This is a genomic window from Vibrio nitrifigilis, from assembly GCF_015686695.1.
GTDB classification, from domain to species: Bacteria; Pseudomonadota; Gammaproteobacteria; order Enterobacterales; family Vibrionaceae; genus Vibrio; species Vibrio nitrifigilis.
In genome coordinates, this window is sequence record NZ_JADPMR010000001.1 from 1613923 (window position 1) to 1636564 (window position 22642).

General features: G+C 44.1%; 20 protein-coding genes and 1 riboswitch. Of the genes, 10 read left to right on the top strand and 10 right to left on the bottom strand.

Annotation, left to right across the window (positions count from 1 at the left end):
• Positions 1-40: 40 nt before the first annotated feature.
• Both I1A42_RS07305 and I1A42_RS07310 read right to left on the bottom strand, forming a co-directional pair.
• A complete protein-coding gene (locus I1A42_RS07305) occupies positions 41-211 on the bottom strand; it encodes a hypothetical protein (protein WP_196123069.1) in 171 nt (56 codons plus the stop codon).
• 1 nt (position 212) lies between these two features.
• Positions 213-1823 carry a sugar porter family MFS transporter gene (locus tag I1A42_RS07310; protein ID WP_196123790.1) on the bottom strand — a complete coding sequence of 537 codons (1611 nt, stop codon included), beginning with the start codon at positions 1821-1823 and terminating at the stop codon, positions 213-215.
• A gap of 836 nt (positions 1824-2659) precedes the next feature.
• Between I1A42_RS07310 and I1A42_RS07315 the strand changes: the two genes are divergently transcribed.
• Entirely contained in the window at positions 2660-2989 is a 330-nt protein-coding gene (locus I1A42_RS07315) for a hypothetical protein (RefSeq protein WP_161155242.1), read from the top strand.
• Positions 2990-3038: 49 nt separating this feature from the next.
• Complete coding sequence (locus tag I1A42_RS07320) at positions 3039-3659, top strand: class I SAM-dependent DNA methyltransferase (RefSeq protein ID WP_196123070.1); 621 nt, start codon at positions 3039-3041, stop codon at positions 3657-3659.
• A gap of 92 nt (positions 3660-3751) precedes the next feature.
• Here the strand turns inward: I1A42_RS07320 and cspE are convergent, their stop codons facing one another.
• A complete protein-coding gene (cspE, locus tag I1A42_RS07325) occupies positions 3752-3964 on the bottom strand; it encodes a transcription antiterminator/RNA stability regulator CspE (protein ID WP_161155238.1) in 213 nt (70 codons plus the stop codon).
• Between the two features lie 629 nt (positions 3965-4593).
• Between cspE and I1A42_RS07330 the strand changes: the two genes are divergently transcribed.
• From I1A42_RS07330 to I1A42_RS07345, 4 genes are all read left to right on the top strand, one after another.
• Positions 4594-5040, top strand: a complete 447-nt coding sequence (locus I1A42_RS07330; protein ID WP_196123071.1) for a GNAT family N-acetyltransferase — start codon at positions 4594-4596, stop codon at positions 5038-5040.
• 387 nt (positions 5041-5427) lie between these two features.
• Positions 5428-5622, top strand: a complete 195-nt coding sequence (locus I1A42_RS07335; RefSeq protein ID WP_196123072.1) for a YqaE/Pmp3 family membrane protein — start codon at positions 5428-5430, stop codon at positions 5620-5622.
• Between the two features lie 557 nt (positions 5623-6179).
• Complete coding sequence (locus I1A42_RS07340; RefSeq protein ID WP_161155233.1) at positions 6180-6365, top strand: hypothetical protein; 186 nt, start codon at positions 6180-6182, stop codon at positions 6363-6365.
• A 380-nt stretch (positions 6366-6745) separates the two neighbouring features.
• Positions 6746-7864, top strand: a complete 1119-nt coding sequence (locus tag I1A42_RS07345) for an adenosylhomocysteinase (RefSeq protein WP_196123073.1) — start codon at positions 6746-6748, stop codon at positions 7862-7864.
• A gap of 36 nt (positions 7865-7900) precedes the next feature.
• On the opposite strand, the gene I1A42_RS07350 is transcribed toward I1A42_RS07345, so the two are convergent.
• From I1A42_RS07350 to I1A42_RS07380, 7 genes are all read right to left on the bottom strand, one after another.
• Complete coding sequence (locus I1A42_RS07350; protein WP_329604808.1) at positions 7901-8914, bottom strand: HoxN/HupN/NixA family nickel/cobalt transporter; 1014 nt, start codon at positions 8912-8914, stop codon at positions 7901-7903.
• Positions 8915-9200: 286 nt separating this feature from the next.
• On the bottom strand, positions 9201-9662 hold the full coding sequence (gene nikR / locus I1A42_RS07355) for a nickel-responsive transcriptional regulator NikR (RefSeq protein WP_196123074.1): 462 nt from the start codon (positions 9660-9662) through the stop codon (positions 9201-9203).
• 17 nt (positions 9663-9679) lie between these two features.
• On the bottom strand, positions 9680-11044 hold the full coding sequence (gene glnT / locus I1A42_RS07360; protein ID WP_196123075.1) for a type III glutamate--ammonia ligase: 1365 nt from the start codon (positions 11042-11044) through the stop codon (positions 9680-9682).
• A gap of 84 nt (positions 11045-11128) precedes the next feature.
• Positions 11129-11869, bottom strand: a complete 741-nt coding sequence (locus I1A42_RS07365) for a creatininase family protein (RefSeq protein ID WP_196123076.1) — start codon at positions 11867-11869, stop codon at positions 11129-11131.
• 10 nt (positions 11870-11879) lie between these two features.
• The gene (locus I1A42_RS07370; RefSeq protein ID WP_196123077.1) at positions 11880-12788 is read right to left on the bottom strand and encodes an ABC transporter ATP-binding protein; all 909 of its coding nucleotides are present in this window, start codon (positions 12786-12788) and stop codon (positions 11880-11882) included.
• A gap of 20 nt (positions 12789-12808) precedes the next feature.
• Positions 12809-13771 carry an ABC transporter permease gene (locus tag I1A42_RS07375; RefSeq protein WP_161155220.1) on the bottom strand — a complete coding sequence of 321 codons (963 nt, stop codon included), beginning with the start codon at positions 13769-13771 and terminating at the stop codon, positions 12809-12811.
• 31 nt (positions 13772-13802) lie between these two features.
• Positions 13803-14807, bottom strand: a complete 1005-nt coding sequence (locus tag I1A42_RS07380; protein WP_196123078.1) for an ABC transporter substrate-binding protein — start codon at positions 14805-14807, stop codon at positions 13803-13805.
• Between the two features lie 476 nt (positions 14808-15283).
• Positions 15284-15384, top strand: a riboswitch (guanidine-I (ykkC/yxkD leader).
• A 341-nt stretch (positions 15385-15725) separates the two neighbouring features.
• On the opposite strand from I1A42_RS07380, the gene I1A42_RS07385 reads away from it, so the two are divergent.
• The 4 genes from I1A42_RS07385 (at position 15726) to atzF (ending at position 22613) form a co-directional block, all read left to right on the top strand.
• Complete coding sequence (locus tag I1A42_RS07385) at positions 15726-16466, top strand: urea amidolyase associated protein UAAP1 (RefSeq protein ID WP_196123079.1); 741 nt, start codon at positions 15726-15728, stop codon at positions 16464-16466.
• 12 nt (positions 16467-16478) lie between these two features.
• Positions 16479-17117 (top strand): urea amidolyase associated protein UAAP2, encoded by a 639-nt coding sequence (locus I1A42_RS07390; RefSeq protein ID WP_196123080.1) that lies wholly within the window; start codon positions 16479-16481, stop codon positions 17115-17117.
• 109 nt (positions 17118-17226) lie between these two features.
• Positions 17227-20835: an urea carboxylase gene (gene uca, locus I1A42_RS07395; RefSeq protein ID WP_196123081.1), complete on the top strand. Its 3609-nt coding sequence runs from the start codon at positions 17227-17229 to the stop codon at positions 20833-20835.
• Positions 20835-22613 carry an allophanate hydrolase gene (gene atzF / locus I1A42_RS07400; protein WP_196123082.1) on the top strand — a complete coding sequence of 593 codons (1779 nt, stop codon included), beginning with the start codon at positions 20835-20837 and terminating at the stop codon, positions 22611-22613. Before uca ends, atzF begins: the two co-directional genes overlap by 1 nt.
• Positions 22614-22642 lie beyond the last annotated feature (29 nt).

Genomic DNA, 22642 nt, shown 5'->3' on the forward strand with positions numbered 1-22642 from the left:
CCAGCTCTCATTGGTTAAGTGAGAGTGTTATCGTGCGTTTCTAGGCATTACGCGCAGAAACACCAATATCGTCGTGGTACGCATCAATTAACCGTTCACTGCCTTTAAAAGGATGAATGGCTTGTCCTGATTGTGCAATCCAACCTAGGACGGTAAGAGCGACTTGTTGAATCAGGTTTTTTGCTGATTTCGAGATTTTACCTACTTTCATCTTATTCTCCTGTTCTTAGACGATTATTTTGCCATCTTGGCGTATTTGAGGCAGATAGACGAGATTTTTTGTCTCGATTTAGGTGCTTCATCACATGATCTTCCATTTTTTCTAACTGAACCCCTTTGGTTTCAGGTAAGAATCGATAGATGAACCACGTTGCTAAAACCATGATGACGGCGAACATTCCCATCGGTGCTGCACCATGAAAGTGTTCGTTTAGCCATGGGTTTTCGTTTAAAACCGGGAAGACTAACCCGATCACAAAGTTACTTACCCACATTGCCGTGATTGCCAGAGACATACCTGCAGAACGCATACGGTTCGGGAAAATTTCTGAAATCACGATCCATGCTCCTAATCCCCAAGAGAAGGAGAAAAACAGCATAAATATCAGCATACCAAATAAAGTGAAATAACCACTTTGGATGGCTGCATCGCCGGTTAAACCGGCTGAGTGATACATAAAGAAGGCGGTGACCGTTAAACCTACAACAGCACCAATAGAGCCGACTTTTAATAGCGGTAAACGACCCAATTTATCCATCAGCATTGAGCCAATAACGGTACCAATTAATTGGAATACACCAATCCAGATGGTCATGAACATCGCTGTTTCGGTATTACCCGTGACTTTTTCTAATACGACTGGGGCGAAGTACATCATGACGTTAACCCCGCTTGATTGTTGAATTACCGCGACGGTACAACCAAGGAATGCGAACAACCAAAAGCGACTTTGTTTGATAAGATCTCGTGCAGATGGTTGTGAATTTTTGGATTTAGAGTCTTCCTGTAAAGATTCTTCAATCGCTTGCAGCATGTTATCTGCGTATTCTTTGCCGCCAATTTTTTTCAGAATCTTTCTTGCTTCTTTAGAGCGGTTAACCATCACTAACCATCGAGGCGATTCTGGAATAAAGAGAACAAAGATGCAGAAGGCGACACAAGGGATTACTTCTGAACCGATCATGACTCGCCAACCCATATCGGTTAACCATGCTTGTGACGCACCCTTGGCGATCATAAAGTTCACGATAAAGATAACTACTTGACCACCAACAATGGCGAAGTTTTGCATGCTCAGGGCTCGACCACGAATCTGACGTGGTGACACTTCACTCATGTACATGGGTGAGATAGCAGAGGCTAGTCCTACAGCTAGACCACCGATCATGCGGTAGATGATAAACCATGTAAACGAATCGACGAGTGACGCGCCTAAAGCGGAAATAGTAAAAAGAAGGGCGGCGATAACAAGCGCCTTTTTACGACCGACTCGGGCGGCTAATGCGCCTGAGACAAATGCACCAATGATACAACCGATTGCGACGTTTGATACTGCCCAACCCACACCAACAGAACTTAAATCAAAATAGTGTTTAATCGGGTTAATCGCACCGGAAATAACAGCGGTATCGTAACCAAATAGTAATCCACCAAGTGCAGCGACTCCGCAGATCATAATAATGTACTTAAAATTATAACTCTTCATTACAGACATAACTGACTCCTGTTTCTTTCTAGAGTTTTGGAGTAGATATCGTCTGGATGGGGGAAATGTTGCGCTATCAATGATGTTTTGTATCAAAGGTTGCGCGTGACAACACATCCAAGTATCTACTCTTCCAACCAACACTAGGAAAGGCCTAAGTGCTAGTAGAACGGATAATCAGACAGTTCTGTCAGGGCAATAAATAAGTAATCGTGTGTTGAAAAATATGCCTACAATCTTCTTTATCTGTATTGAGTGAACTACACGTTCGTGATCCCAAAACAATACTCCTTTATTGATTTTGATTGAATTACCTTAACACAAGAAATTTTGGGATACAAATTTACAAACCATAATCATTTCCTTAAATGAAATAATTTAAGCTATTTCGTGTTTGAATATTTTCTAATTTACTTTGATTTAGATTAAATTTCAATGTGCTGGTTTTAAATATAAATATGTCATGATTTTTTTCAAAATAACCATTTAAAAACAATAATTTATAATCTTTATCGGTTGTTGATTTCTTGTTGAAATAAATAGTCTAATAAGGTGAGTTTTCAGAGTGGTAAATTTATCAGTTTCGGTAGGGTTAAATTATTTTATGATTGGATATTTTGGTTATTGAAATAGGTGTTGTGATAAGGTTTTTTGAATGAAATATTAGTTAGTATCTCAGTTGTTTAGTTAGTCTGAAATGTTTTTAATTGAACGTTCATTTAATAAAAAATAATAAGAAATTTCCTCGCAAATTGTGTTGAATATTTATCTTCTAAAACAGTATGTTACTGCATATTCTTTTTGGTAATGGAAATGCAATATTGCGCCAGATTTTTGCATATAAGACGTTGTCGTATTGGTATGGTGTGGTTATTCTTTCACCACTTTAACCAAGTTTTGAAATAAGCTTTCTATGATTGATTCCAGTGATGGATGATAAAAGGAAAGATGGAATGAACCAATTACGCCTGTCTTGTTGGGGAAAAGCAGTATTACTCTCTTTATCTATAACCTCATTTTCTACTTATGCTTTTGCTCTTACCGCACCAACTGTAGATGACTTACAACCATTTTGCAGCGATAGTGACATATGGAATAATAAAGCGGTTACAGGGGGGAGAACTATATCCCCTGAGCAGTGTATGGCAGTAGCGATGCCCTGTGGTGCTCAAATCGTGCAGCAAACACAAGATCCAAGTCAGTTAAATCAGCTGCTTTATAGTTGCGTATTTAGTGCGCTAGGTGTGCAGATACCACTAGAAAGTCGTAGTGATACAGAATGATGATGGAAGGTGATGCTAAGCTGGTATATTCGATACAAGGAAAGTGTGTATGAATTCTAATGACTACTTCGATAGTTTAGCCAAAGAGTGGGATGATAATCCTCATAAAGTAGCGCGGGCTAGTGCAACTGTGCAAGCAGTTAAGCGTTTGGTGATCGATACTCACACAGTGATTGATTTTGGCTGTGGAACAGGCTTACTTGGTTTACAGCTGGCAAGTCATTTTGATCACGTTCATCTGGCTGATAGCTCTGGCAACATGTTGGATGTTGCGCGCCAAAAAATTGCACATTATAAAATCGAGAATGCTGTTGTTCATCAAATAAGCAGTCTCATTCAGTTAGATGTCAAAGCCGATGCCATTACTGTACTAATGGTGTTGCATCACATACCTGATACACAAACATTTTTTCAACATGCGTTCGATAGGTTACAACCCAGTGGGGTGTTGATTGTAGGCGATCTATTTACTGAGGATGGCTCTTTTCATCGGCATATCAAGCAATTTGATGGCCATAATGGTTTCGATACGCAACAATTGATTGATTTGGCGATAGAGTGTGGGTTTTCCGTCACTCAATGTGAACACTATTTTGATGTCGAGATTGAAGATGGAGCAGACAGACGTACTTATCCCATGTTTTTATTGGTAGCGCAGAAGCCTAAATAACAGAATGTGGGAATTAAAAGAGAAGGTACAGCTGGGGGAGTGTGAGTAGAGAATTTAATGGCGTGACCGGAGTCACGCCAAATACAACAAGCTTACAGAGGAGTAACTTCTGATGCTTGTGGGCCTTTCTGGCCTTGCTCAACGTTGAAGCTTACACGTTGGCCTTCAGCAAGAGTTTTGAAACCGTCAGAAACGATTGAACGGAAGTGTACGAATACGTCGCTGCCGCCGTTGTCTTGAGAGATAAAACCAAAACCTTTAGTTTCGTTGAACCATTTTACAGAACCAGTTACTTTCGCAGACATAGATACCTCTTTATATAGTCTAGATTGTTTACAATATAAGTCTTAATAGATGCTATTAGATGGACGATGAAGCTAAGTTGACGCAAGTGATAAACGAGGGTATCGATGAATCGCTGGGAAAGACTTGTACTAAATTTTTCATTAATAGCTCTAACTAAGAACTGAGGGCAATTATACACACAAGTCGGATGAACACTAGCGTTAAATTCTGTTTTTGAATAAAATGTTGCAAATTCTTTTTTATATTTATAAAAATCAATGAGTTAGTTTGGTATTTTTTGGCGTTTTTATGTCTATTTTTACAACAATTCTCCTTTAAATCGCGATTATTCCAACTCTTTCCATCATGCACGTTGATGACTAAGTCGGCTTTTTCGCCATCTTGTTCATTATTCATGCACTGCGTTGTCACAGTTCCTCCAACTTCGTCTTGCTAATAATTATGCAATGTGAGTCTTCCGTTAGCTAAGCGTATGTTGTAAGTTAACTTTATACCCAATTGGGTTCACTATATAGATATCGCATATAGCGGATTCCTATGAATTGGATGTTCAGATGGAGCTATAGACGACAGAGTATCAATCTCATCGATATATCCGGTCGCGCAGAATTGAGTTCATGGAGGAAATGTGCGTTTTATTCCATTCAAAATGAGTGAATATCAACATGCTTATCCCTGGTTTCGAGCAGGGTTGTTTGATGTCATTGATCAAGCGCTTGGCTGGGATGAAGAGTTTCAATATGAACGCTTTCACAAAAACTTGCCATGTCACTGGTTCTACTGGGTACGCGATGACACTGAAAATGAAGCGGTAATCTGTTATCACCATGATAAAGAGACTCTTCATTTGCATTTATTAGTGGTGCCAGAAGCGAATCAGAAGCAAGGGATCGGTTTTGAGATAATCAGCCAGTTAAAGCGCCAAGCATTTTATCTAGGAAAGTCGTTAACATTATCTTGTTTTAAAAATAATCACGCAGCGATAGCTCTGTATCGTAAGGCTGAGCTAGAAATTGTAGGAGAAGATGACCTATTTTGGGAATTCGCTTCGGTTAAACCTTCGTCTTTAAAATAGCTAACTCTACTGCACTTACTCTTTCTCTAGGTTGAACGTATTAAACGTCTACATAGCTCTAATGTTGTTTTAATCAATAGCTTAGGCAGAAAGTTGCCAGACATAATCCTGACATCTCTCACGCTCAATGCTGACATTAATAATGAGTAACATCGATATTCTCGCGCTTCCCATTGACGTTAACTCTGTTAACTAAGGCATAGCTGTCCTGTGACGTTTGCAAGCTGTAAGCCTAAGTGGTGAGAATTTTAGATTCTTACGAAGTGATTAGCGCAATGGGCTACCTCTCTCCATGAGTCAAACACCTTTGCGCTGTATGTATAGGCTCACCGTATTGATAGCCCTCGAGCATTCGAACGTACAGCGTATGCAGTAAAAGGAAATATTATGAGATTATTGCTGGCGATTTTAATCCCTTGGCTTCAGTTCTTTACCATTGGTCGTCCAATCGCAGGTATCATCTGCTTAATTTTGCAATTGTCGGTCATTGGTTGGGTCCCCGCAGCAATATGGTCGGTGTATGCCCTGAGCCAATACAACACTGATAAAAAGATCAATGATGCATTTCGCGATCATCGTTGATGAAAGTGACTAAATAGTATTGATATAAGCAACGGAAACCACTACTGAATGCTATTTAGTAGTGGTTTTGTTGTTATTGAGGAGCACTTATAATTTTGGCCGTTGATGTTTAGTACAGTGAGTAGCGCGCTTATGTTGTTGGGGGCACTTTTTCTCGTTGGGATGCTCAAGAGTGTGATGGCGAATTTATCAGCGAGAATGGTTTCGCTCTTAGGCAAATCAGTCGTTGTACTATAAAGAAGCCTGACAGTAATTTGAAATAAAATAGACATAGCGATGAATAAACCAATAATTAAGTTAATTACTTAACCTTAAATTAATTTAAAGAGGTTAATTGATGTTTTTAAATTACATTAATATAGTTTTTTGTATATCAATATTAATTCTTTAAAATCAGCGGCTTATATCATCAAAATAAAGAGTTTTTTGTTCAAAAATATACTGTTATCCAAAGTTGGTACTGGTTTTTATGTCTCAGTTATGTATAATAAACAGCGTTCAACAACAAAATTTAAAAGGAGTGTTTGTTGACCCTAAAATCAACCAAAGAGGAGTATATGGGTAATTTGAAAAATAATACGGAACAACATAACAATGCTTTAGAGCAATTTTTGATGCAATCAGAAGCTTATTTTTCTCTGTCTCGTGAAGAGATTGACGACTTAGAAGATACCACTTCTTCTGCGAACCTAGCGTTCATTCGTCGTGATAATGCGCCAGTTCAAAGCGCGCTCAATATCTAATCTGTTCCAGTCTTGAATGATAGTTACTTGAGTCATCTTTATCATTACTAGACTCGGTCACAGAGCTCCGTCGTGATTGTTTTCGACGTAGAGCAAAATTTTAAAGCTTTTCTATCACTCTATTTATTTGGCTACGCGCACAATTAATAATCAACTCAAACTGCGTACTGGTAAGCTCAACGCTTCACAATAAATAGGGTGGTTGTCCTACTCTTTCCTTCTATCTCTCCCGGTTATAAAAACCTTATCGTATCTAACGTCCATCTTAATTTCATGTCGGTGAGATCCGTTCAACTTCGACCGAACACATTGATAAGACTCTGTTTCCTGAACATTTGGGTATAGGTTATAATCTCTCAGTCAATTTTTGGGAGACTGTCATGTACAAGGATTTTACTGCTGAGCTTAACTGGACCACGTTACATATGAAGCGCACTGCTGCTGCGGTGGCTGCTTTACCTGATCTGTATGGTATTCGTTTAGCCTGCAATATGCATTTAGATTTAAAAATGATTCCACTCGTTGAAGGGCTGATTAATAAAGGGGCTCAGATCTACCTAACGACATGTAATCCAACCACAGTCCAAGATGATGTAGTGCAATACCTTGTCAGTAAAGGTGCGCAAGCATACGCTTGGCGTGATATGAGCGATGATGAATGGTCGCGCTCATTTGACTTAGCGTTGGAATGGTTACCGACTCACTTGTGTGAAATGGGGGCTGATCTAACCACTCGTTTGCATGAGCGTTTTCTTGGAAGTGAAGTAGAGGCGTCGGTTAAAGCCAGTTTGGAAGCGACAGGCTCAGGGATTAGCCGTCTTGGCGATGTTGAACCTAGTTATCCCATCTTTAATTGGGACGATTTACCCGTAAAAGAAGGGCTGCATAATCGCCATATGGTCGGCTTAACGGCTTGGCATACATTCTTTCAAACCACCCACTTAACCTTGCATGAAAAAGTGGTGATTGTCATTGGCTATGGGCTAGTCGGGCAGGGGACTGCGGAGGCGGCTAAGGCATACGGTGGTCAGGTCAAAATCGTTGAGACCAATCCAGCCCGTGCTCTGCAAGCTCAATATGATGGATGGCAGGTGATCTCCATGGCGCAAGCAACTGACGAAGGCGATGTGTTTGCTACGGCAACCGGAGCCAATAATGTGCTGAGTGCAGAGCATCTTGCCAATATGAAAGATGGTGTGTTTGTTCTGAACGTTGGACATGTTGCTAAAGAAATTGATGTCGCATTTTTGCAAGAAAATGCCACGCATCAACAACCAATGCCATTTATCAATGCATATCAGCTCTATGACAAAACCATTTATCTGTTAGCTAATGGATCGATGTTTAATTTGACGGCGGGTTTTGGTGATAGCCTAAATGCGTTTGATGTGACGTTAGCAGTCATGGCTGGTGGTATTGGCCATATTGTCGGCCAAGGATCGCAACATGCGGCAGGGCTGTACTTATTGCCAGAGTCGGCATGGATGTCGGTGCTATAACGCCTATTGTTTATAGGTGTTATAGCGTGAGATGATTTAAATCGTACCGATAGGCATCTTATGGTAGCCGCGTAAGCGGTAATTGAGTAATGAGATTAACCAGCAGGCGAGCATTAGGCCGACAATCCAAAAGCCTACGTTCCCTAAATGGTCATTGACGGTTCCAATCCAATGGCTAAATACCGAATCAGTGCCTAATTTATCGGCCAATAATCCCATGGCTTCAAATCCACCAATGAAGAGAGCGATAACAAGAGACGATGCGGTGATAGTTAGGTTGTAATAGAGCTTACGAAAAGGTTGCTCAAACGCCCATGAATAGGCTTTGACCATAACGATGTTATCTGCTGAATCGATGAGTGCCATTCCCGCTGCAAATAGGGCGGGGAAGACCATAATCGAACTTAGCGTTAACCCATTGGAAGAACCTGTGGCGGAAATGGCAAGTAAACCGACTTCGGTCGCGGTATCAAAACCCAAGCCAAATAAAAAACCAACCAGATACATTTGCCAACTGTGATTAATGAAGCGAAATAGGCGGCGGTATAAACACGTCATTAACCCTCCGCCGATCGCCGCGTCTTGGTCGAGCGATTTACCTTGCTTAACTTGCTGATATTGCTGCCACACGTCACGACAAATAAAGCCATTGATAATAGCCAGTATTAACAGAAAAAGTGCCGATACTGATGTGCCAATGGTGCCTCCAACTGATTGAAACCAATCAAGTTTATGGCTAAATTGGCTGGCGGCGATGCCAACTAAAGCTGCAGCTAAAATCACAATAGTGGAGTGACCTAGAGAGAAAAATGCACCGACACTAATCGGTTCTTTTCCTTGTTGCATCATTTTTCGTGTCACATTGTCTATGGCAGCAATATGATCTGCATCGACCGCGTGGCGTAAGCCGTAAGTCCATGCAAGCAATGCACTCCCAAGTAAGATGGAGTGACCTTGAAAGGAAATAAATGCCCACAGCCAAATAAAAACATTGAGTGCCGCAAGCCCGACTAATAAGTGGGTGGAACGAGATTTGAGCGAAATAGTCACAATAAGCACCTTAAAGCATGAATGGTGTTCAATAATTTTTGAACGATATACCCCAAAAGTGAATCACTTCTCATTGAACCTGAGTCTAAGGTTACTTGGGTATAAACCATAATAATGAAAGGGATATGGCGAAAATATACGCCGCTGATCTATAGAGTGCTACTCTCCAGTAAGAACATTTTATGCAAAAGTATGATTATTCGAACTTGTGATGATCTCGATCAACTGAGCCTAATCTGGCGTAGTAAAACGATAGGCCAAACGAACGTTTGGCCTATTATTGATGTTATTTGCTGTGTAGGGGAGGCAAGATTGCCGTTGCCTCAGCCATCAATTGCAGTTTGGCGGATATCACGCCTTTTAAGATCGAAAATTTATCGATGATGTCTTGCAGAGTATTCGCTGGCCCCTGAACCAAAATCACTTCCATGATTTTATCTTCAGTTAGATGCACGTGTAATGAGCTGATCACCTCATCAATGTGTTCGAACTGCAGATCACTCAAGCGCTTTTGTAATCCACGTGTATTGCGATCATAAAAAAGGGTAATCGTTCCAACCATGACATTGGTGCCGAGCTGAGCTTTTTGTTCAATCAATTGCTGATTGACCATGTCGCTGATGGCTTGGGAGCGGCTGCTGTAACCTCTTAGTTCCACCATATCATCTAGTTCGTTCAACACCTCAGGGTCCATAGAGACACTGATGCGACTTACAGAACTAGAGGGCTTATCGGCCTGTTGTGTCATGTAAATACCTTCAATAATTAAAACATGTCCATGTAACGTTCGCGTTCCCACTCACTGATGGTTAGATGGTACGCTTCCCATTCTAGAGTTTTGTAGCGGATAAACTCTTGTTTTAGTTCTGTGCCTAGGGTTTCTTCCACCAAAGGATCCGTTGCAAACGCTTCTACTGCATCTTGCAGCGTATGAGGAAGAAATTCAATCCCTCTATCTCTGCGTTCTGTATCATTGATTTCGTAAAGGTTATCCTCATTTGGATGGCCTGGGTCAATTTGTTCACGAATACCTTCTAAGCCGGCAGCAAGTGCTAGGCTACATGCTAGGTAAGGGTTAACCGCACCATCTGCGTTGCGCGATTCACAGCGGCCGCCTTTAAATGGCACGCGCACTGAGTTAGTGCGGTTATTAGAACCGTAGGAGTTAAATACAGGAGCCCAAGAAAATGTTGCCATTTCACCGCGACGAACCAAGCGCTTATAGCTGTTGACGGTGGGAGCAAAAGCAGCACACAGGGCGCGGCCGTGTTTCAATATGCCACCAATGAAGTGATAGCCCAGCGGTGTTAGGCCTAAACCACGAGGATCATCGGCTGGGTCACACTCAAATAGGTTTTCTTTGGTTTCAATATCATAGAGAGACATATTGAAGTGAGCGCCATTACCGGTTTTATCCGCAAAGGGTTTTGGCATCATGGTTGCAACCAAGCCTTCACCATCGGCAAAATGTTTTGCCATAAAACGGAAGAAGGTTAAGCGATCACAGGTTTCTAGTGCATCGGCGTATTTAAAATCGAATTCAAATTGACCGTTGGCGTCTTCATGATCGAACGAATACAGGTCCCAACCCAAATCGTTGATGGTGGAAGCCACTTTATCGAGCCATGAGAAATTATCAACAAAGCCTTGAATGTCATAACAAGGTTTGGTGAGATTATCGCGCTTAACAGGGACAGACACTTTGCCAGTCTGCTCATCACGATCAAGTAAGTAAATTTCACATTCAATACCTAGGTTCATGCCAAAGCCAAGTTCTTTGGCGGCCGCAAGTTGACGTTTGAGCGCAACACGGGTACTCAGTTCATACGGCTTATCTTGAAAATGCAGATCGGCAGGCATCCAAGCCAATTTAGGTTCCCATGGCAACTGAATGATTTTGCTGAGATCAGGAATGGAGACCAGCTCTTCATCGTTTGGTGCTTGCCCAAGCCCATCGAGCGCGTAGCCCGTGTAACGTTCGGAGCCTTTCATCATTTGTGGAAGGTGGTCAATAGGCACGACTTTACCTTTTTGGACGCCGTGAATATCGACATAAGCGCCAATACAATACTTCACACCTTTCTGTTTGAGGTCGTTTTGTATTGTGGTGATCTGTTCTGCTGTGTACATAGGGTATCCTTACCGATTAAGACTGACGTGATAGGTCTAGCCTGATGATAAATTTAAAGTTAGGTGAATTTTTGATAATGACTGTTAAGACGTTAACGGCGCACATTCATTGATGCCGTGTTCGACGATGGCGGTTAAATCTTCCACCATCCACGCAAAGCCTTGTTTCCCTTTGTCTAAACTTGCTTGACTTGGAAAACCGGTAACTCCATTTAAACTGGTGTGATTAACAGGATGAGCAAAGACCAAATCTTGGGTGCGGTCAGGATCATCAGCTCGGACGAAATCGTGACTGCGAACCTGCTCAGGCGCAACGGCCATCATTAATGAGGTTTCGGCATCATTAGCATGCCAATCTATGGCATCCGCATGATGGAATTGATCGACGCGAGGTGACATTTTGCCAGTGCAGGTTAAATTCACCATTAAGTCACTGTATTGTGCGCGCAGCATTTCCAGTGCGCAGCGCAAAGGCGCTTCGTTAGTGACATGACCATTGACTAAAAATAGGCGTCTAACCCCACTTTTATAAGCCCAATCACCAATTTGCTTTACCAGTTGAATAAGCATCACTGGATCAAGGGAGATGGTCCCCGGCCATTTGCTACTATGGCCTAAAGAGCAGCCATAAGGCATCGCCGGTAATACCGGGACATGCGTGCGTGTTGATACCGCGTCACATACCGTTTTGGCCACTACAGTGTCGACGCCACACGCAAGGTGAGGGCCATGTTGCTCAGTGGCACCAATCGGTAACAATGCTGCTCCATTAACGGCTTTTAATACATCGGGAATCTCTTCCCAGCTAAGTTCTGCCCAGTCCATGAGACATTCCTTAAATCACATTATCGTTGACGTTTGTGAGACGAATGATGCGTGAACTAATGTCCAGCTCGTCTTCTTCGTTTACTGGCGGATGAATAAGTTCATCCACCCGGGCGCGAGTGGCTAAGAACTCGGGAGAATTAAGTTGATCTAAAGAACGAGGGTGGGGAACGGGAACCTCAATCAATTCTTGTACTTCCCCCGGGTGTGCTTTCAAGACCAAAATGCGATCGGCAAGGAAGACCGCTTCATCGAGATCGTGAGTAATAAATAGCACCGTGATATCGATGTTTTTCCAAATATCGAGCAGGTGAGATTGCATTTTAGTGCGCGTTTGGGCGTCCAACGCGCCAAACGGTTCATCCATCAACAACATGCGAGGTTGAGTCGCGAGCGAGCGCGCAATAGCCACACGCTGCTTCATCCCCCCTGAAAGTTGGTGAGGGTAGTGATCGGCGAAAGATTCAAGGCCGACTAAATCGAGCCACATTAGTGCATCAGATTCCGCTTCCATCTTGCTTTTACCGGCCCGTTCTAAACCGAACATGACGTTTTTCTTCACCGTCAGCCATGGGAATAAGGTGTAACCTTGGAACACCATGCCGCGGTCTTGTCCTGGTCCGTCAACAGGTTTGCCATCGATAAGAATTTCGCCAGAGGTGACGGTTTCTAATCCTGCCAGCGTGCGAATCAGGCTGGATTTACCGCAACCCGATGGTCCGATCACGCAGACAAACTCACGGCGATGAATCTGAAAATTAACATTTCTTAGCGCTTCGACGGTGCCTTGATGGGATGGATAGCTTTTACATAGATCTTTGACATCTAAAATAACCGGGCGTTGCTTAATCGCATCAAAACGTGCGCGCACTTGTTCCGATTGATCCAAATAACTTGGGAGTGCTGTAGTGTTTTGCATAGTCATTCCTTGCTAGCCGATTAAGCTTTGTTAGTGACAACCCATGGGAAGAGTTTTTTGCCAAGTAAACCGAGTAAAATATCGCAGCCAAGACCGATAAAGCCGATGATGAAAATGGCAGCGAAGACATTATCGAAATGTTGGTAGCGCGCTTGCTGCGTGATATACCAAGTGATACCACTACTCGTACCGATAAGTTCGGCAACGATCAGATAAGTCCAGGCCCAACCGAGCAAAATACGTTGGTCTCGATACAAGTCAGGCAAAATCCCCGGAATGACCACTTTGGTGAGTAAATGTCGTTTCTTAGTGCCTAAAGTAAGTGCTGCCTCAAGTAGGGTGAAATCAAACTTACGCGCGGTGTTGGCAATGATCAGCACTTGTTGGAATAAGGTGCCGATAATAATGATGGTGATTTTAGGGCCATCGTAAATACCTAAGATCGCCACTGCCAATGCGCCAAAAGCAGGTGCTGGCAAGTAACGGAAAAATTCAATAAAGGGTTCGAAAAGTCGCGATATTGCGGTGTATGTGCCGCAAATAATGCCTAAAGGCACGCCGATGATGGAGGAAATGACAAATCCCCAAAAAATAATTTGAATACTATGCCAAAGGCTTTCGTGCAGCCAAGGTGCTCCCGGTTGGAGCGGTTTTTGGGTAAAACCGTGATACAAGGCTTTCGCAACTTCAATCGGGCCAGGTAAATAGACTGGGTTGGCCGGGTTTCCTTGCGGCAGTGCGAGGTGTTGCTCCGCCATGCGTTTGCTTTCATCGGCAAACAGAGATTTATCGACTAGCATCCCCACTTGGAAATAATCAACCCCACCGGGTTGTGTGACTTCCATTTTTGGATGCCAAATAAAGGGTAGGTAGCTAACGGCTGCCCAAATCAATATGGGTAGCAGGAATGAGAGGGTTCCCAATACTAACCTTTTCTTTGGATCTAACTCGGTTCTCACCGCGAACCATTGCATTTTACTCATTCCTACTACTCCATTTTATTACTGGTTGAGATTATTTAAGTGCTGCTTTAGTTAAAGAATCATCAATGTATGACGCGATTTTTTGCGGCTGTGTATACACGCCGTTGTCGACGTTAAATTTGTCGGAAATAGCAGAAGATCCGTAAAGTGACTCAAATGTGTCGCCTTTGTGCATCACTTTCATCCCTTCTTTTAGGTTAAGTAGACGGGTGCCTTTCAAAATAGGTAAATATTCTTTTGGTGTGACGCCAACACGAGCTGCCATGATTTTTACAGCGTCATCACGGGTCTTAGGATCGTTAATATAAGCGACAACTTTATTCCATACTTTCACCACTTTGAGCCAATCGGCACGGTGTTGGGCTACGCTAGCAGGGTTAACAGCAAGTGCATCGTAGATTAATCCCGGTTCATCTGCTGATGTGTAGATAGGACGTGCACCTGGGGTGTATTTCATTGATTGCCCAGAAACAGGTTGCCAAGCACCGATTGCAGAGACTTCGCCAGAGGCTAATACTTGTGGCAGTTCGTTGGTTTTTGCGTTGACGATCTGCACGTCAGATTCTTTCATGCCGTTCTGTTCTAAGCCTTTAAGGAGTAAAAGATGTTCTACAAAGCCTTTTTCTACGGCTACTTTTTTGCCTTTCAGATCTTTAATACTGCGAATGCCCGGCTTGCCGATGATCATATCGTTACCATTTGAATAGTCGGTCACCAAAATCATGCGGCTTTTTGCACCGCTGGCACCAGTAACCAGAGCATCGCCATTGGTCATCGTCACCGCATCCACTCGGCCCGCAGCGAACGCATCGATAGAGGCTGAGTAATCAAACCATTCAAAATCGACATCGACGCCAGCTTTATCAAACCAACCTTTATCAATTGCAACTTGCCATGCAACCCAGCCAGGCCAGTCGCTATAGCCAATTTTTAACGTTTCGGCTTGAGTTGCAAAGGCGGCCATCGATGCCATCACTGGAATGAGGGCCTTTAAAAGGGTGCGTTTAATTAAAGAAGGTTTCCTTACTCCAAACATAATTTTTCCTTAAATGTGAGTTTTATTAGGTTATGTTTCTTGTTGTGGTATTACTAATGTTAAAATTAGTAATACTGATATCATAAGCAATCATTGTTCCAATATGGTAATTAATTATTTAACTAATTGAATTAAATGTATTTAACTGGGTTTTATAGTATTACTGTATTTGTAATTGGTAATACTTATTGTGTTTTTTTGGTGCAGGTATGCACTGATATGAAGCGTATTGAACGAAATTAAGGGCGCAACGAGCGATGAGCTGAGTCTGTTTAATCGGGATAATGTGTCTATTAGCAACACTCATGGCTAATTTAATGAACTAATAATCATGCACTTATATTATTAATATTCAGTTTAGCTGGTATGCGATTACTGGAGTTGGCATCAAGTTTGCTAACTCTAATTCGTTGGTAGACGAGAACTGTATCTATCTTATGGTTGGTTCAGTTAGTCAAACCTATACCACAATCTGTTCAAAGGACATCTAGGGTTCCGGCTGCAAAAGCAGTGTCTGGTCCGAGAGTTGTCAACCTCTATTTATGAGGTCACACGGCGGGACAAAAGCCCGGGAGATTAACCAAGCGTGAGCTTGAGAAGTTACCCGTATGGCGAACGTCATGTGATGAAAAATAGAGGTTCTTATGCATACTATCCGTTATCTAATTAAAACAACGTTTACTTCGACAGCCAAATTATTAGTCAATGGCTGTCTATGTCTGTTTGATCCCATTTATTGGTCATTGACGACTTGCGCCACTCTTCCCGTTAAGTTCTGTCTTATTCACAGTAAATTTTGTACTGAGACGAGGCGAGTCTGCACTCAAGACATTGGTCTATCGTAATTTCTTGCGTCATTGCGTTAGGTGACAATGTCACTTTAGTCTGTGACATATTAAAGCAAAAGGAGAATGTGAAATGTCATCAAATTTTGAACCACTCTTAACCGATTTAATTCCAGGTGCTTCGCACTGGTCAATGGTGATTCCGAAAGGTCACACGTTACGTTTGAAAGACGTCGAAGGCGGCGCGAATTTAAGCGTGCTGTTTTACAATCCAAAGAATTTGTTGGAGCGCTACAACGCGCCCGATACATTGAAATGCCAGCACACCTTTAAATTAACCACTGGTAATTGCCTATATTCCGATATGGGACGTGTGTTTGCTTCTATTGTTCGTGACGACACGGGTTGGATTGATACCGTGACAGGTGTGGCGAATAAGAAAAAAGTCGCTGATAAGTGGGGCGATCGTGATTATCAACACGAGCGCAACCATTGGAAACAAAACGGTTATGACGCTTTGTTGGTGGAAGTAGCAAAATATGGGCTAGGGCAACGCGATATCGCGGCTAACCTTAATCTCTTTACCAAGGTATCGACCGACAGTGAAGGCATGATGCACTACACCCCAGAGCATAGTAAAGCAGGGGACATCATTGAGCTACGTATCGAAATGGATACTTTAGTGGTCTTTACGACATGTCCGCATCCTATGAATCCTGCCACTGACTACCCTTACAAGCCAGTTGAAGTATCGGTCGCGAAGGCCGCACCAATGCAAGAAGACGATGTATGTTTGAACTATCGACCAGAAAACCGTCGTGGTTTTGAAAACAACCGTCGTTACCATTTCACTGCAGATTTACTGACTCACTAAGGAGACCTTGTCATGATCGTTGAAAGCCAATTACACCCAGAACAAGCCGTGTGTCGTGATGTGTTGCCTGCGGGTGATTACTACCTAAAAGAAGTGAAAAAGGGTCAAACATTTCGCATCTTGGACTCAGAAGGTAACCAAGCAGCGGATACGCTGTTTTATAACGCTCGTAACACGGCTGAGCATTACAGTGCGGTCGATACCATCCGCGAGCAGGGCAATGTTTATTTGTCTACAGGGACCAAATTGTTGTCTGACCAAGGGAATGTGTTGCTAGAAATCGTTGCGGATACGTGTGGCCGTCATGACACCTTAGGCGGTGCGTGTGCCACAGAAAGCAACACAGTTCGCTATGCGATTGAGCGCAAGTGCATGCATGCTTGTCGTGACATCTGGTTGCTGGCACTCAGTGAGCATCCTGAGCTGGGTATGGACAAGCGTGACATCACTCATAACATCAATTTCTTTATGAACGTGCCTATTACTGAAGAGGGCGGCTTGACGTTTGAAGATGGCATTAGCGCTCCGGGTAAATACGTCGAAATGAAAGCTCATATGGATATTTTGGTGTTGATTTCTAACTGTCCACAGCTCAATAACCCATGTAATGCATACAATCCAACGCCAGTTGAATTACTGATCTGGGATTGAGCATCAAAGTAAATGCAAACCCCCAGCACAGGGTACGACGCGTAGGGGACGACCTCTAAAACTCACGCGAAGCGACCACCGGGACGACCCGGTCTTTGGGAACTGAATTATGTTACAAAAGGTACTGATTGCTAACCGAGGTGCGATTGCGTGCCGTATTATTCGTACGTTAAAACGAATGAACATCACGAGCGTGGCAGTGTATAGCGAGGCGGATGCACAGAGTCTGCATGTTACTGCGGCTGATGAAACCTATTCATTAGGTGAAGGTGGCGCAAGTGCGACTTATCTTGATATCGATAAAATCATAGCGATCGCGAAACAGCACGAAGTGAGCGCGATTCACCCTGGTTATGGCTTTTTAAGTGAAAACCCTGAATTTGTTGAGCGCTGCGAACAAGAAGGCTTAGTCTTTTTAGGCCCAACACCGAAGCAGATCCGTGAATTTGGCTTAAAGCATTCCGCTCGCACCATTGCGTTAAACGCGAATGTCCCACTTCTTCCTGGGACTGAACTTCTCGACAGCTGCGAGCAAGCAATAAGTGAAGCGGAAAAAATCGGTTATCCCGTCATGCTAAAAAGCACGGCTGGTGGCGGCGGTATTGGGATGCAGCGCTGTTATAGCGCGCAAGAATTAAACGCGGCTTATGATTCAGTAAAACGTCTGAGTGAAAACAATTTTAGTAATGGTGGGCTGTTCCTTGAAAAATACATTGAGGAAGCGCGTCATGTTGAAGTGCAAATTTTTGGTGATGGAGCTGGTCACGTATTAGCGATTGGCGAGCGAGATTGTTCTGCGCAACGTCGTAACCAGAAAGTGATTGAAGAGTGTCCGGCACCGCACCTTTCTGACGAAACACGTCATGCGCTGCACAATACGGCAGTGCGTCTGGCCGAAGCGGTCAATTATCGCAATGCAGGCACCGTAGAATTTATTCTCGACCAGCAAACTCATGCGTTTTATTTCTTAGAAGTGAATACCCGTCTCCAAGTCGAACATGGTGTGACAGAAGAAGTCTATGGCATTGATTTGGTTGACTGGATGGTCTCTTTGGGCGCGGGCGATTGGTATTACAATGATCATCAAGCCTTATCTGCCAATGGTCACTCCATGCAGGTGCGTTTATATGCGGAAGATGCCAATAAACAGTTTCAGCCTTGTGCCGGATTATTGTCTTATGTGCAATGGCCAACGACCCCTGGGCTACGTATTGAGCATTGGATTGAAGCGGGCGTTGAAGTGTCGCCATTTTTCGATCCGATGTTGGCGAAAGTGATTGTGCATGGCAATGACCGCCAAGATTCGCTGGACAAAATGGCCGCTGCGCTGCGCGATATCTCAATTTATGGCGTTGAGCATAACCAAGCATATTTGGCCCAGTTAATTGCCATTGACGCTGTTCAACAAGGCACTGTATTAACTCATACACTGAATGATTTTACTTACCAGCCAAGCACATTTGATGTTCTAAGCGGCGGTACACAGACAACCATTCAAGACTTTCCTGGCCGGGTTGGCTATTGGCATATCGGTGTGCCGCCTTCTGGGCCAATGGACAGTGTGAGTTTTCGTCTAGCCAATCAATTATTGGACAATGCCGGCAATTGCGCGGCATTAGAAATGATCATCTCAGGTCCAACGCTTAAATTTAACTGCGACAAACAGTTCGTTCTGACTGGGGCGATCATTGACGCCAAACTCGATGGTGAGGCGCTCACTATGGGTAAGGTCTATTTAGCCAAAGCAGGGCAGACCCTTAAACTTGGCCATATCGATAGCTCAGGTGCGCGCAGTTATCTCGCTATCGAAGGTGGCATTGAATGCCCGGAATATCTGGGCAGTCGCGCTACCTTTACCTTGGGGCTGTTTGGTGGTCACGCTGGCCGAGCCATTCGAGCTGGTGACGTGCTTCATGTGAGCTCCGAACCGATGAATCCGGAATTAGCCGAGCGCAGTACATCATTACCTGAGTTTGAAGATGAATGGCAAATCCATGTCATGTATGGCCCGCACGGCGCGCCCGATTTCTTCACTCAAGAAGACATGGATACGTTTTTTGCTGCAACGTGGAAAGTGCATTTTAACTCTAGCCGCACGGGTGTTCGTTTAGTCGGTCCTAAACCCAATTGGGCACGTGCTGATGGTGGAGAAGCCGGTTTGCATCCGTCCAATATTCACGATAATGCGTATGCAGTGGGCACCATTGATTTTACTGGTGATATGCCAGTGATTTTAGGCCCCGATGGCCCAAGTTTGGGTGGCTTTGTGTGTCCGGCGACCATTATTAAAGCGGATTTATGGAAAATGGGGCAGCTTAAAGCCGGGGATAAAGTGCACTTTATTCCGGTATCACTTGAGCAAGCCGAACAAGCTGAGCGCCAACAAAATGCGCAAATCGATGCGCTGCAATGGCAATCGACTGCACTCACCGCTGAAAAGATTACGACGCCGATTATTAAGACCATTCCTGCGTCGCGTTACGGGGAGGAAGTGGTGTATCGCCCTAGTGGTGAAGATTTCTTGTTGATTGAGTATGGTCCGCAAGTTCTCGATATTCGACTACGTTTTCGCGTGCATGCATTGATGCTTAAACTTGAAGAGATGAATATTAGTGGTATTCACGAACTGACTCCCGGGATTCGTTCTCTGCAAATTCACTTTGATAACCTGACCTTACCACGTGCTGAATTGTTGAGTCTGTTGGAAGATATTGAAGCGCAGCTTGAAGATATCGATACCATGAGTGTCCCAGCACGTATTGTGCGGTTACCGCTTTCTTGGGATGACCATGCAACGCGTTTAGCGATCCGTAAATACGATGAACTGGTACGCAAGGATGCGCCATGGTGTCCGGATAACATTGAATTTATTCGTCGAATTAACGGTCTGGATTCGGTGGATGACGTGAAGAAGATCCTCTTTGATGCCAGCTATTTAGTAATGGGACTCGGAGATGTTTACCTTGGTGCGCCAGTTGCAACGCCAATGGACCCGCGTCATCGACTCGTGACCACTAAGTACAATCCAGCCCGAACTTGGACGCCGGAAAATGCAGTGGGTATCGGTGGTGCTTATCTTTGTGTATACGGTATGGAAGGCCCTGGTGGCTATCAATTTGTTGGTCGCACCCTGCAAATGTGGAACCGTTATCGCCGCACTCAAGAATTTACTCAACCGTGGTTGCTACGCTTTTTTGACCAGATTCAATTCTACGAAGTCAGCGCTGAAGAACTGTTGGATATCCGCGAGAAACATCCACTCGGCCAATACCCACTGGAAATCGAAGAAACGACATTCTCGCTAGCCGACTACGACGCGTTGGTGGCGGAGCACAGTGAGGAAATTCATCAGTGTAAAGTCAGACAGCAAACGGCATTTGAAGCTGAGCGCCAACGTTGGATTGCCACTGGCCAAGCCGACTTTGTCGCTGAAGAAGGCGATGTCGCTGAAGATGCTGCGATGGAACTAAAAGCGGGTCAAGAAGTGGTCGAGAGCCATGTGGCTGGCAATATCTGGCAAACGCTGGTGGAAGAGGGACAGAAGGTAAACGAGGGCGACGTCATCATGGTGCTAGAAGCGATGAAGATGGAACTAGAAGTGACGGCGCCGGTGTCTGGAACGATCGATGTATTGTGTCATCAAGCTGGAGAACAAGTACATGCAGGTCAGCCACTTATCGTAATTAACACACAGCCATCAAGCGAAGGAGCAGCGTGATGACCCAAACAATTCAAACCTTACCAATAACCATCGAGCAGTTGCTTGAAGGGTATGTATCCAAAAGCATTGGTGTTCGTGATGTGCTGGTAAGTTGCTGGCAGGCGGCGCAACAAGATACCCATAATGCATGGTTGTCGTTACTAAGCGAAGCGCAACTAGAGCGTTACATTGCACAACTAGAAAGTATTGAGCCGGAAAGTCTGCCACTTTATGGTGTGCCGTTTGCGATTAAAGATAATATTGATTTGGTGGACTTACCTACCACCGCAGGGTGCGAAGCGTATCGTTACCAGCCACAAGAGAGCGCATTTGTTGTAGCACAATTGATTGCCGCTGGCGCTGTGCCATTGGGAAAAACCAATCTCGACCAATTTGCAACGGGGCTTGTAGGAACACGCAGCCCGTGGGGCGCAGCAAAAAACAGCTTTAATCCAGATTATGTGTCGGGTGGGTCGAGCTCTGGCAGCGCAGTATCCGTGGCGTTAGGACAAGTTTATTTTTCACTCGGTACAGACACGGCTGGGTCAGGCCGCGTTCCTGCTGCCTTTAATAACCTTTACGGATTGAAAGGCACTCGTGGAGCACTTAGTTGTAGCGGTGTTGTACCGGCATGTAAGAGTCTTGATTGTGTGACGATCTTTGCGCGTTCAGCGCAAGATATTGAGCATGTGTTCCCCGTTGCCTGCCAATTTGATGAACAAGATTGTTACAGCCGTGAAGTAGATAGCGATGTGCAGCCTTTAGAGAGCTTTGCGGGTTTAAAAATAGGGGTGCCAACCTGCGACCATCTCGAATTTTTCGGTAACGATGCGTATAAAAAGCAGTTTGACCTCGCCGTTGAAAAGCTCACTGAACTTGGTGCAGAAGTTGTGGCGTTTGACCTTAAACCATTTGTTGAAGCGGCTAAGTTGCTTTATCAAGGTCCGTGGGTCGCTGAGCGTTATGCTGCTATCGAGTCGTTCTTTAAGGAGCATCGCAAAGAATGTTTACCTGTGATTGAGACCATTATTGGTGGCGCAGAAGGTCTGACGGCAGTTGATACGTTCAAAGCGATTTACCAGTTACAAGCCTACCAACAGCAATGTGACGCGCTGATGGCAAATGTAGACTTGGTGATGACGCCAACAGCGGGGTCAACTTATACCATCGATGCAGTAAATGCGGATCCTATTACGCTTAATAGCAATATTGGTTACTACACTAATTTCATGAATTTGTTGGATTATACCGCAATCGCTGTACCTGCAGGGATGACAGAACAAGGGTTACCTTTCGGTGTCACACTCTTTACACGCGCTTTCACGGATACGTGGTTAATTGGCTTAGCTAAAGAGTGGCAAACTCATGCCAATTTACCATTAGGTGCGACCGGACAGTCGCTCATGCCTAAGATGGACATCATGGTATGTGGCGCTCATATGCAAGGGCTGCCGCTAAATCATCAAATGCAAAATATTGGTGGTGAGTTAAAACATAAGGTAAAAACCGCGCCCAATTATCGTTTTTATGCGTTAGCGGGCGGGCCTCCATATCGTCCAGGGTTGGTTCGTGATGACCAGCAAGGCAGCACTATCGACGTTGAAGTTTGGACGGTTAATCAAGCCGGTGTTGGTGAGTTACTTGCGCAAATCCCTCATCCATTAGGTCTTGGCAGTGTCGAGCTTGAGGATGGAACTTGGGTAACAGGATTTATCTGTGAGCCTTGTGCAACGCAAGGTGCTACCGAAATCACCCAATTCGGAAGTTGGCGTGCCTACATGGCATCAATAAACTAGGTAAGCCGCAACATAAGAAAACGGCCCGA